At 31.9% G+C, this 11,190-nt stretch carries 12 protein-coding genes; 9 read left to right on the top strand and 3 right to left on the bottom strand.

Annotated features, from left to right (window positions below):
• Window positions 1-154: 154 nt before the first annotated feature.
• Complete coding sequence (locus E0Y80_RS19365) at window positions 155-625, bottom strand: Dps family protein (protein WP_156309304.1); 471 nt, start codon at window positions 623-625, stop codon at window positions 155-157.
• Window positions 626-667: 42 nt separating this feature from the next.
• Window positions 668-1,627 (bottom strand): aldo/keto reductase, encoded by a 960-nt coding sequence (locus E0Y80_RS19360; protein ID WP_156309303.1) that lies wholly within the window; start codon window positions 1,625-1,627, stop codon window positions 668-670.
• A gap of 145 nt (window positions 1,628-1,772) precedes the next feature.
• On the opposite strand from E0Y80_RS19360, the gene E0Y80_RS19355 reads away from it, so the two are divergent.
• From E0Y80_RS19355 to E0Y80_RS19315, 9 genes are all read left to right on the top strand, one after another.
• Window positions 1,773-3,458 carry an RluA family pseudouridine synthase gene (locus E0Y80_RS19355; protein WP_156309302.1) on the top strand — a complete coding sequence of 562 codons (1,686 nt, stop codon included), beginning with the start codon at window positions 1,773-1,775 and terminating at the stop codon, window positions 3,456-3,458.
• Window positions 3,459-3,501: 43 nt separating this feature from the next.
• On the top strand, window positions 3,502-4,074 hold the full coding sequence (locus E0Y80_RS19350) for a Crp/Fnr family transcriptional regulator (protein WP_156309301.1): 573 nt from the start codon (window positions 3,502-3,504) through the stop codon (window positions 4,072-4,074).
• A gap of 13 nt (window positions 4,075-4,087) precedes the next feature.
• A complete protein-coding gene (locus E0Y80_RS19345) occupies window positions 4,088-4,657 on the top strand; it encodes a pentapeptide repeat-containing protein (RefSeq protein WP_156309300.1) in 570 nt (189 codons plus the stop codon).
• Between the two features lie 113 nt (window positions 4,658-4,770).
• Window positions 4,771-5,337, top strand: a complete 567-nt coding sequence (locus E0Y80_RS19340; protein ID WP_156309299.1) for an NADPH-dependent FMN reductase — start codon at window positions 4,771-4,773, stop codon at window positions 5,335-5,337.
• Between the two features lie 16 nt (window positions 5,338-5,353).
• Window positions 5,354-5,932 carry a DJ-1/PfpI family protein gene (locus tag E0Y80_RS19335; protein ID WP_156309298.1) on the top strand — a complete coding sequence of 193 codons (579 nt, stop codon included), beginning with the start codon at window positions 5,354-5,356 and terminating at the stop codon, window positions 5,930-5,932.
• Window positions 5,932-6,312 (top strand): hypothetical protein, encoded by a 381-nt coding sequence (locus tag E0Y80_RS19330; protein ID WP_156309297.1) that lies wholly within the window; start codon window positions 5,932-5,934, stop codon window positions 6,310-6,312. Before E0Y80_RS19335 ends, E0Y80_RS19330 begins: the two co-directional genes overlap by 1 nt.
• A 368-nt stretch (window positions 6,313-6,680) precedes the next feature.
• The gene (gene ppk1 / locus E0Y80_RS19325) at window positions 6,681-8,777 is read left to right on the top strand and encodes a polyphosphate kinase 1 (RefSeq protein WP_197091684.1); all 2,097 of its coding nucleotides are present in this window, start codon (window positions 6,681-6,683) and stop codon (window positions 8,775-8,777) included.
• Window positions 8,778-8,834: 57 nt separating this feature from the next.
• Window positions 8,835-9,896: a PA0069 family radical SAM protein gene (locus E0Y80_RS19320; protein WP_156309296.1), complete on the top strand. Its 1,062-nt coding sequence runs from the start codon at window positions 8,835-8,837 to the stop codon at window positions 9,894-9,896.
• A 247-nt stretch (window positions 9,897-10,143) separates the two neighbouring features.
• Entirely contained in the window at window positions 10,144-10,527 is a 384-nt protein-coding gene (locus tag E0Y80_RS19315) for a hypothetical protein (RefSeq protein WP_156309295.1), read from the top strand.
• Between the two features lie 59 nt (window positions 10,528-10,586).
• On the opposite strand, the gene E0Y80_RS19310 is transcribed toward E0Y80_RS19315, so the two are convergent.
• Window positions 10,587-11,189 carry a LytS family sensor histidine kinase gene (locus E0Y80_RS19310; protein ID WP_156309294.1) on the bottom strand — a complete coding sequence of 201 codons (603 nt, stop codon included), beginning with the start codon at window positions 11,187-11,189 and terminating at the stop codon, window positions 10,587-10,589.
• Window position 11,190: the final 1 nt, after the last annotated feature.

The raw sequence follows: 11,190 nt of genomic DNA, 5'->3' as shown, positions 1-11,190 counted from the left end.
AAAATACAAAATTTAAACGATAAAAACAAGTTAATTATTTGATTATCAGATAATTATAAAATTATTTTTGCACATATAAAAAACAAAAAAGTCGGAAGAAAATCTTCCGACCATGACTACACTTAAAGGGGCATTTTTAAATAATATTGGAAGTTTATCTCAAATGTGATCTTAACATCCAGGCTGTTTTTTCATGTTTCTCCAACAATCCGACTAAAAAATCCTCTGTCCCTGCATCATGATGATCCTCCGCTAATTTTATATCTTCCCTAAGTGAAATAATTATACTTTCATAATCATTTAATAGCTCCGAAATATACCCTTTACTATCATTTTTCTTATATTTCATTTCTGTTAATTGGGTCAATTCAAGAAATTCTTTCATTGTTCCCACAGCATAATGTCCAACAGAACGAACACGCTCTGCAACTTCATCGATGATCTCAGCTAATTCTGTGTATAAACTTTCAAAAAATAAATGTTGAGCATGAAAATCCGGCCCCTCTACATTCCAATGTGCATTCCTCGCCTTTGTATATAATACATTTTCATCAGATAATAACTTGTTTAAAAGACCTGCGATTACCTTGCTGTCCTGTTCTTTTATTCCTATATCTGTTTTCATAATATGATATGTTTAATTATTTATATAATGTTTATTCAGTTTTTAATATGCACTTGCATTCATTAGCTTCTCAATAGCTTCATCACCTAACCTTAGTTGGAGTGCTGCTACAAAACTTTGTAGCTGTGCGTGATCGGTTGCACTAACAATGGGTGCAGTAATAGTTGGATTGTGCAAAATCCAAGCTAAGGCAACTGAAGATGAAGTTGTTCGGTAGGCTGAGGCAATCTCATTTAGAGCCATAACAATTTTTTTTCCTCGATCATTCCAATATTTCTTTTGAATACCTTCTCCCCTCGCTGATTTACTGAAATCAGAATCATTTAAATATTTTCCAGTTAAAAATCCACTTGCTAAGGAATAATAAGTAATAACCGCAAGACCAAATTCCTTGACCGTGCTCTCGTATTCCCGTTCATACTTTTCACGGTCAAACAAGTTATACTCAGGCTGAAGAGAAATATAAGCAGGTAAACCAAATTTTGAAGCAGTATCCATACTTTCAATTAATCGATCTGTACTTATATTGGAAGCCCCTATATATCGTACTTTACCCTCTTTGATTAAATCATCATATGCTCTTAAAGTTTCTTCAATAGCAGTATTTCCGTCATCATAATGAGTTTGATATAGATCGATATAATCTGTTTGTAATCTCTTTAAAGACAATTCAACTTGCTCCTTAATATATGCCCCTTTCGTATTTGGCTTACTATCATATCCAAACCTTCCTCCTACTTTGGTCATTAAAACAAACTCAGATCGATTTTTTCTTTCCTTAAACCAATTACCAATAATAGTTTCTGATTCTCCACCAACATTTCCTTCAACCCAATGAGAATAATTATTTGATGTATCTATTGCATTAAAACCCAAATCCTTAAAGCCATCCAGTATTTCAAATGATTGATTCTGATCTAATGTCCAGCCAAATACATTTCCCCCAAACACAATGGGAACAATCTCTAAATCAGATGCTCCGAATCGAATTAAGTTTTCCATTTTTATAGATTATTTACAGTCTACAATTTAACCATTATTCAGCTCTAAAAAGATGATTTAAGCACCTAATTTGTCATAAAAAAGTCGATAATTAGCATGCTTACCAATACTATTCTTATTTTTGTCAATTGTCGAAAAAATTAGCATGTCTACTGAAATTCCATATCTGCATCCTTTTCATAATGATGTATCAGAATTAAATATTCCTGATAAATTTACATATCCTTTCTGCTATGATCCACATCCTTTAAGCATTTTAGCCGCTCAACAAGTCCAAGATTACTTAACAACCCAAAATGATTTTAAGCATAACTTTGGACTGCTGAATAATCAAGATGCTGATCCTATTGGAAAAATGTTTGGAGTTTTAGTCGTAAGGGATAAACATGACAATCTTGGTTTCTTAGCTGCAGTTTCTGGCAAGATGGCCGGGACTAATCAACATCGCTATTTTGTCCCGCCAATTTTTGATATGTTATCACCAGGAAGCTTCTTCTTAAAAGAGGAAGAGGAAATAAATCGAATCAATAGAGAAATAGATACCCTACAACAGTCAGAAGAATTGTCCATAAAACAAAATAATTTAACGAATGTCAGATTAGTGGAAGAACAATTGCTTGCTGACTTAAGACAATTACACAAAAAAAATAAAATCCAACGCAAGAATATCCGAGAAACCCAAAAGAACATTCTTTCAGCTGAAGAATATAGAGTATTAGAAGAGGATTTAATTAAACAAAGCTATCGTGATCAACATGAATATGCTGTTCAAAAAGATAGCTCTCAAAATCATATTAAGAATGCTGAAGAACAATTAAATCAGATTATAGATCAGATTGTTCTATTAAAAAACGAACGTAAAAATAGATCATCCAATCTTCAAAATCAGCTTTTTGACCAGTATCAATTCTTAAATGCGGAGAAATCGATAAAGTCTGTTCTAGACATTTTTGAGGAAAGTAAACAAATTCTTCCACCAGCAGGTGCAGGAGAATGCGCTGCTCCAAAGCTACTCCAATACGCATTTAAAAATGAATTAGAACCAGTATGTATGTCTGAATTCTGGTGGGGATCCTCTCCCAATCAAGAAGTCCGAAATCATCTTCATTATTATCCCGCTTGCCGCGGAAAATGTGAACCCATTTTAAATCATATGCTCATCGGTCTTGAAGTAGATCCTAATCCATTATTAGAAAACCCAGCTCTTAATAAGCAATTAGAAATTTTATTTGAAGATGATTATATCATTGTAGTCAATAAACCCGCTGAATTTCTTTCTGTCCCAGGAATACATGTTCAAGATTCTGTACAATCAAGAATACAAACCATGTACCCTCACATAGATAGTCCTTTGATTATCCACCGCTTGGATATGTCTACATCTGGGATATTGATTCTGGCAAAAACAAAAGATGCCCATCAATTTATTCAAGAACAATTTATTAACCATAGCATCATAAAAAGATATACTGCACTGTTAGATGGAATTGTTAATAATCTAGAAGGCATAATAGATCTGCCATTAAGAGTTGACCTCGATGATAGACCGAGACAAGTGGTTTGTTACGAATATGGAAAACCAGCTAAAACAAAATATAAAGTCATTCATATAGAGGGTAATAAAACAAGGATACATTTCTTTCCATTAACAGGAAGAACCCATCAATTAAGAGTACATTCAGCACATTATTCAGGGCTTAATGCAGCTATTGTAGGGGACGATTTATATGGTACAAAGAAAGACAGATTACACCTTCATGCTGGTTATATCAAGTTTATGCACCCAGCTACAAAACAAATTATATCTTTCGAAATTGATGACCCGTTTTAGTTTCCATTTGAATTATCTATCTTGTATTAAATAAATAACCCTGATGGAAGTCTTAAAATACGCATATCAGCATCCTCTTTTTGAGCCCCAAGATTTAGAGCAAATTTTCAGTGCTCACCAAAAAATAAATCTTTCTAAAGGGGAATTTATTCTGGAAAAGGGAAAAATAGCGAATGAATATTACATTCTTGATGATGGTTTAGTCAGAACCTATTTATATGATTTTGATGGTAATGAAATCACAACTGGATTTTCAGGAAAAAACGAAGTTGTTATCGAAGTTGCTTCTATATTTCAAAGAATTCCGACACAAGAATATATACAATGCTTGACTGATTGTGTACTTTGGAAAATAAATTATGATGATTTTCAAAACCTATTTCATAAAATTCCTGCATTCAGAGAATGGGGACGTGCATGGATGGCTTTTGAACTTTATTTAAGTAAAAAAAGAGCTACTGAAATGATAACAGAACCTGCGAAAATGAGATATCTACATCTAATGCAAGAAAAACCCCAAATCATTCAGCAAGCCCCATTAAAATATATTGCTTCATTTCTTGGTGTAACGGATACCTCATTGAGTAGAATTCGTAAAGAAATTTTAAATGATTAATTAAAACAATTTGATGGATTATTTCGAAGATCAAAACTTTAAAAACATAAATTATCAAGAAATTAGTTTCAATTCCGCTGAGTATGATCATTGCCAGTTTGATCAATGCAATTTTGAAAATATTAAATTATTAGGTGCTAAATTTATTGACTGTACTTTTATAGGTTGTAACCTGTCCTTATCTGAATTAACCCAAACTAGTTTTCAAAATGTAACTTTCAAGAACTGTAAACTTTTAGGTTTAAAATTTGACTCCTTAAATCAATTCAATCTTCAACTGGAATTTATTGAATCCATTCTTGACCATAGTTCTTTCTATAATTGTAAAATCAAAGGAACAAAATTTCTTAATTCCAGACTTCACAATGTTGATTTTGAAAATGCACAGCTCGGTCAGGGAAGCTTTGTTGATTCTGATCTTTATTCCTGCAATTTCCTTAATTCAAACCTTGAAAAGGTTGATTTCAGAGGTGTAATAAATCTAACTTTAGATCCTGAGCTAAACAAATTGAAAGGGGCAAAATTCAATTCAAATGCTCTTCCAGGCTTATTAACAAAGTATAAATTACAGATTAGCATCTAAATTGTAGAAATACATAGCTATACGATCAACATAGAATCTATATTATTGTCAGAATGACATCATTTGCGGTTTAATAATCCGATTCTTTAAGCACTTATTGTTAAATTTATAAAATGAAAATATTGGTTTTCGGAGCAAGCAATAGTTCCAATTCAATCAACAAAAAATTTGTATCGAGTGTAAGTAAGTACTACAAAGAAATAGATGATGAAATCCAAATTCTAGATATAAATGATTACGAATTACCACTCTATTCAAAAGATAGGGAAAAAGAATTCGGCATCCCCCCAACAGCAGTTCAATTTTCCGAAAAAATTGATTGGGCAGATTTTATTTTAATCTCGTTCGCAGAAAACAATGGGAATTACAATGTGGGATATAAGAATTTAATCGATTGGGTTTCCAGAATTAAGGGCAGGAAGATTTACCCAGATAAACCTATTTTTTTACTTGCTACTAGTGAAGGAGCAAATGGAGGCAGGTCAGTTTTAGAAATTGCAGAAAATCGAATGCCTAGAGATGGAGCGATTGTTTTAGAGTCATTTTCCTTGCCTGAATTCAGCAAAAATTTTGAAGAAAATAAAGGTGTGATTACTCCCCTATTCCGTAGTCAATTAGAAGCTAAGGTTAGAAAAACAAAACGCAGCATGGCGCAGTTATTAAATAAAGAACAACATTAATTTAAAATACATTATTATGGCAAAGAAAGTATTATTATTAGTTGGTGATTACGTAGAAGACTACGAAGCAATGGTACCATTCCAAGCAATGGAATCTATCGGAATACAAGTCGATGCAATTGCTCCTGACCGTAAAAAAGGTGATGTCGTACCGACAGCAGTACATGACTTTACAGGTGATCAAACCTATAAAGAATTAAGAGGGCATAATTTCGCAATTAATAAGGACTTTGATTCTGTAAATACAGATGATTATGACGGATTATATATCGCTGGTGGCAGGTCGGCTGAATACATCCGATTGAATAAACGGGTCTTGGAAATTACCAAGGATTTTTTTGACAAGAAAAAACCTGTCGCTGCTATATGCCATGGTATACAAGTCCTAACTGCCACTAAAGTCTTAGAGGGTAGAACTCTTACAGCCTATGTTGCTGTTGGACCTGATATCGAATTAGCAGGTGGAACATGGAAAAATATTCCAGCAGACCAAGCTATTGTCGATGGAAATTTAGTGACTTCGCCAGCTTGGCCAGGACACCAAAATATACTTAAGGAATTTTATAAATTACTTGGAATAAAGATTACCCTATAATGCAGAAAAAACCAAAAAAAATATGGTTGTTCGCAATCCCTTTAATCTTAATTCTAGGTTATTTCATTTATGATGCCTATTCTCAACCATCTATTGAAGAACTACCAGGAGATTTTAAAGAAGTCGCTTTTGTTAGAAATGAAAATAATAAAGGTGGTATAATTAGGATATATGCTGTAACCGTTGGAAATCAATTAAATGCTCAATATGATCAGTGTGCAGATATGTTTCCCGTTAATGATTATGGAAGTATCACAAAAATATATTTCTTCGATAAAAACAAACCATTTCCCACAAGTTTGCAAATCGATGAACCTCAATATGATACCTCTAAATATGAAGCAATTAATATTTTAAGCCGTAGAGGTTTTAAAAAATAATAGACTATATAAAGTGTCAGAATAATTTTTGACACTTTATATTTATATACGAAATTTATTTTCTTTATTTATTATTTTATTATTATATTTATTTCATTAAACAATATTTTTACAGTTTATTTAACCTCGTATTTGAATTGAAAAAAATATTTTAAAGTTCTTCTTTTTAAAAATGCAGATTTCAGAGTTTTCTCTTTGCATTTTATTTATTGCGATTATAGTAAAATATGGCGCTCAAGTTATCTTGAGTGCTTTTTTATTTCTGATAAATTCTATAATTCATAAATATTTTAAAGAAATACTAATTCTTAACAATTTGATATTATTTTATTAACTTTTACCAAATAATGCTCAAACATCTTTGGGCTATGATGATAGATAGAGAAATGGCAAATAAATTTATCCCTAGAGATATTAGTTGGTTAAGTTTTAATGGTCGAGTTTTGCAAGAGGCTGCCGACCCAACAGTCCCCTTACATTTAAGAATAAAGTTCTTAGGAATCTTCTCAAATAACCTTGATGAGTTCTTTCGGGTGCGTGTTGCTGCATTAAAAAGGGCTGCTGAAATGAACACAAAAGAGTCAAATAGCTTCTTTTATAAACCCCCTGCCATTATTCTTGAAAAGATTACTGAAATCGTAATTAAACAACAACGCAAGTTTGATAAAATCTGGAATCAAGTTCAGCGAGAAATGGCTAAACAAAAAGTCTATATTAAAACTGCTGAAGACCTTAATCCTAAACAATTGGAGTTCGTCAAGAATTATTTTGATGAAGAAGTTGAAACCAATATTATCCCATTGATCCTCGATGAAGCTAATCCTATGCCTTATTTGAGGGATAAAAGCCTTTACCTCGGTATTGCCATGTATAAAGATGATTGGCAATATGAAAGTAAATTTGCTATTATTGAACTACCATCAAGTCAATTAGGGAGATTTGTAATCTTGCCCTCACCTAAAAATCAAAAACATATTATTCTGATAGAAGATATTGTTAAAGTTAATCTTCCTTATATATTCTCCTATTTCGAATTTGATGAGTTTGTTGCTAATACTTTTAAGATTACAAAAGATGCAGAATTCGATATCGATAATGATGTCAACACCACCTTTGTAGAAAAGATTAGTAAGGGAATTAAGAATCGTAGGAAAGGAAAGCCTACCAGGTTCGTATTCGATCAAGAAATGGATCCCAAATTATTGGAACTTCTTATCAGAAAACTAAATTTAAGCAAGAAAGACAGTATTATTCCAGGTCAGAAAATTCATAATTTCAAGCATTTTATGGACTTTCCCGACGTGTTTAAATCATACCAAAAACCGGAAGAACGACAATCTTTTGAACATCCTGATTTTACAGGAAAAGATCGAGTGACTGATGTTATCCAAAATAAAGACGTACTACTTTCATTTCCATATCATGAATTTAGACCTATGATTGACCTTCTTCGGGAAGCAGCAATGGATCCTGACGTTAAGTCAATTAAAACTACCATTTATAGAATGGCAACGAATTCTAAAATTGCTAACGCCCTAGTCAATGCTGCTAGAAATGGTAAAGAAGTAACCGTCATGTTAGAATTAAGGGCCAGATTTGATGAAGAACATAACCTGGATTGGAAGGAAAGATTTGAAATGGAAAACGTGAAAGTCCTTGTTGGTATACCAAACAAAAAAGTCCATGCTAAACTCTGCATCATCAAGAAAAGGATCAATAATAAAACAATACAATATGGCTTTGTAAGTACTGGTAATATCAATGAAAAAACGGCCAAACTATATGGTGATTATTGCCTTATGACAAGTAATAAGGGAGTGATGGCCGATATTAACAAAATATTTAATGCACTCCAAAAACCAAAGGTTCCGATCGCTGAGCAAATTAAGAACAATAAAAACTTATTAATTTGTCCAACTGATATGAGAACCCAGATTTGTTCTTTTATTGATAAAGAAATTTTGGAAGCTAAAGCTGGTAGACCAGCAAGAGTAATTATTAAGATTAACTCTTTAAGTGATAAAGATTCTATTAAGAAGATTTATGAAGCTGCTTCGGCAGGGGTCCAAGTAGATCTCATAGTACGGGGTATATTTTGCGCCATTAATCAAAAAAAATTCCAAAAACCTTTTCACGCAATCAGTATTGTCGATGAATTTCTTGAACATGCTCGTGTATTTTATTTCTATGCTGCTGGAAAAGAATTGACCTATATATCTTCCGCAGATTTAATGACCAGAAACTTAGATCACCGTGTGGAAGCAGCTGTAAAAATCCATAATAAAAAACTAAAGCACGAATTGTTAGAAATGCTCGAAATTCAATTAAGAGATAACGTTAAAGCTCGATATTTAAATAATAAACAGAATAACGAATATGTGCATAATGACGAACCATTGTGTAGATCTCAAATTGAAATTCATAACTATCTAAAACAAAAATCTGAAGAACTAAGTTCTAACTAATCCAATCTATTTCTATTTTGCTAATATTTTTAGTATTTTAGTGGAAATATTAGCAAAATGGAACATGAATTTATTTCAGGAAGAGGCGCTCAGAAAAACATTCACAATGTATTTTCAAGTTTGAGCTATGAGAAGGAATATTGCGAAGGAATAGATGACTGGGAGCAAAATATTCCGAATACGGAATTTACTATTATCCACCCAAAAACAATCGTCAATAAGGTAAGCAGTCCTGATGTAGGGATGGAATATTCTGCAAATCCTTATCAAGGCTGTGAGCATGGTTGTGTTTATTGCTATGCTAGGAATTCACACCAATATTGGGGCTATAGTGCAGGATTAGATTTTGAAAGTAAGATATTAGTCAAATTAAATAGTCCAAAATTATTTAGAGAATTCATTTCAAAAAAAAACTGGACAGGTTCTACTATTTCACTTTCGGGTAATACCGATTGCTATCAACCAATTGAAAGAAAATTCAAATTAACACAAGCTATATTAAAAATAGCATTGGAGTACGGCCAACCCATTGGAATTATTACTAAAAATAGTCTTATCCTTAGAGATCTGGACCTTCTGATTGAACTTTCTAAAAAAAACCTTTGTGTGGTTTTTATTTCAATTAATTCATTAACCAAAGAAACAAGGTCAAAAATGGAGCCTAGGACAGCTACTGCACAGCAACGTTTAAAAGTTATCGAAACTTTGTCTAAAAATGGAATTCCAGTAGGTATAATGTGTGCCCCTATTATCCCTGGCCTTACGGATCATGAAATCCCTAAAGTCCTTAAAGCTGCGGCAGATGCTGGAGCTAAATGGGCAGGTTATACTATTGTAAGGTTAAATGGAGAAATATCAAAAATTTTCGAAGAATGGCTATCAAAAGCCTATCCAGATCGTGCCAATAAAATTTGGAATAGCATTCAGTCCTGTCATAAAGGAAAAGTAAATGATAGTGAATTCGGAAACCGGATGAAAGGTTCTGGACAATTAGCAGAAATAATTAAAGATACTTTTAGACTTCATTGTAAGAAAAATAAACTTAACCAACAGATGTTTGAATATGATTTAAACCATTTTAAAAAAAATACTATTAAACAGTTGAACCTATTTGAGTGATAATATTCAAGTCTTCTAATTATAATTTATTTTTATGCTTAATTACTTTTTTAAAAATCTATAAACGATTAATATTCAGGATAATAAGTGAATTAATTTTGAAATTTTAAAGGATAATAAATTTTAAAATCCTATGTTAATTAATGTTAAAACCTAAATGTAACAGGTAAGTTGCTCTTCAAATGGCATCAGGTTTGGGTATAGTACAGCGATAAACTATTGAAAAACAATTTAAATACGTTGTATTATGAAAAACACATTGAAATTATTAAGTCTATTATTCGTGGTTTTATTTACGGTTACAGCTTGTTCAAAAGACGATGATCCAGCTGATAACGACATTTTTGTAGATGAATATAAAGGAACGATTTCCTTTAAAGAAGAAGGTAAGGATATGATTGGTCCGTTGGACGGTACAGTAACAGTTACTAAAATTGGTGGCTCCAATTATACCTTTTTGTTTAGCGATGGAATGGAAGACATCAACAATTTGAAAATGACTAAAGGTGACAATAACAAATTATTTTTAGGTGATGGTCAAATTGGAACAGTATCTATCGATGCTGATAAATTAACTATTCTTTATAGTGCTGATGGTAAAACATGGACAGCTAACTGTGAAAGAGACTAAAAGTTCGATATATACAGTTTAATTTAACTTAAAGAGCTATCAAATTAGATAGCTCTTTTTTATTGTATTTTTAGTAACAAAGTCATTTTAAATAAATTACTGTTACTATTAACAAGGAATTCATATTTCCCACTAAATTCTTTTATAAGCCTGGATTGAAATTGGTTTAATCCCAATTCACTAGCTTGATTCAATAAATAATGATTTACCCGATTACTAACCTCAAAAGTTAATATATGTTCAGTTGTTTTTAACTTAATTTTTAAAGGATGATTTTCCATAGAATTGTAACCATTCTTAATGGCATTCTCTACCATGGGAAATAGGATTAAACATGGTAATTTTAATGAACTATCCGAAATGTCATAGTCAAGCTTAACATTTAAAACTTCTTTTTTTAAGCTTTTATAGAGTTCAATATACTGTTTTAAGAGTTCTATTTCTGAATTGATATCCCAAACCTGATCCTCTTTTAAGAAAGAAATCTGTTTTAAAAAATCATTAAAATCATGGCGATTCTCATTTGATAAATCTTCGTTCTGAAAGACTTCTCCTATGAGCTCAGCGTCAAATTTGGAACTCAGAAAACTTAATTTCGACTCAGAGCTTTTTAATTTCTGTTCAAGCTCTTCAATGGTTTTCGAATTTCTTTTCCAAATCATA

The organism is Sphingobacterium endophyticum (genome assembly GCF_009733535.1).
In the GTDB taxonomy this organism is placed as follows: domain Bacteria; phylum Bacteroidota; class Bacteroidia; order Sphingobacteriales; family Sphingobacteriaceae; genus Sphingobacterium; species Sphingobacterium endophyticum.
The sequence above is the reverse complement of the archived record's forward strand: the minus strand, read 5'-3'. Positions and strand labels throughout refer to the sequence as shown.

What these genes read in the sequence shown, in the direction of transcription:
- E0Y80_RS19320 (WP_156309296.1), top strand. Translation starts at nt 8,835, where the DNA reads ATGGAACATGAATTTATTTCAGGAAGAGGCGCTCAGAAAAACATTCAC.
- E0Y80_RS19330 (WP_156309297.1), top strand. Translation starts at nt 5,932, where the DNA reads ATGCAGAAAAAACCAAAAAAAATATGGTTGTTCGCAATCCCTTTAATC.
- ppk1 (WP_197091684.1), top strand. Translation starts at nt 6,681, where the DNA reads ATGATGATAGATAGAGAAATGGCAAATAAATTTATCCCTAGAGATATT.
- E0Y80_RS19340 (WP_156309299.1), top strand. Translation starts at nt 4,771, where the DNA reads ATGAAAATATTGGTTTTCGGAGCAAGCAATAGTTCCAATTCAATCAAC.
- E0Y80_RS19350 (WP_156309301.1), top strand. Translation starts at nt 3,502, where the DNA reads ATGGAAGTCTTAAAATACGCATATCAGCATCCTCTTTTTGAGCCCCAA.
- E0Y80_RS19335 (WP_156309298.1), top strand. Translation starts at nt 5,354, where the DNA reads ATGGCAAAGAAAGTATTATTATTAGTTGGTGATTACGTAGAAGACTAC.
- E0Y80_RS19365 (WP_156309304.1), bottom strand. Translation starts at nt 625, where the DNA reads ATGAAAACAGATATAGGAATAAAAGAACAGGACAGCAAGGTAATCGCA.
- E0Y80_RS19360 (WP_156309303.1), bottom strand. Translation starts at nt 1,627, where the DNA reads ATGGAAAACTTAATTCGATTCGGAGCATCTGATTTAGAGATTGTTCCC.
- E0Y80_RS19315 (WP_156309295.1), top strand. Translation starts at nt 10,144, where the DNA reads ATGAAAAACACATTGAAATTATTAAGTCTATTATTCGTGGTTTTATTT.
- E0Y80_RS19355 (WP_156309302.1), top strand. Translation starts at nt 1,773, where the DNA reads ATGTCTACTGAAATTCCATATCTGCATCCTTTTCATAATGATGTATCA.
- E0Y80_RS19310 (WP_156309294.1), bottom strand. Translation starts at nt 11,189, where the DNA reads ATGATTTGGAAAAGAAATTCGAAAACCATTGAAGAGCTTGAACAGAAA.
- E0Y80_RS19345 (WP_156309300.1), top strand. Translation starts at nt 4,088, where the DNA reads ATGGATTATTTCGAAGATCAAAACTTTAAAAACATAAATTATCAAGAA.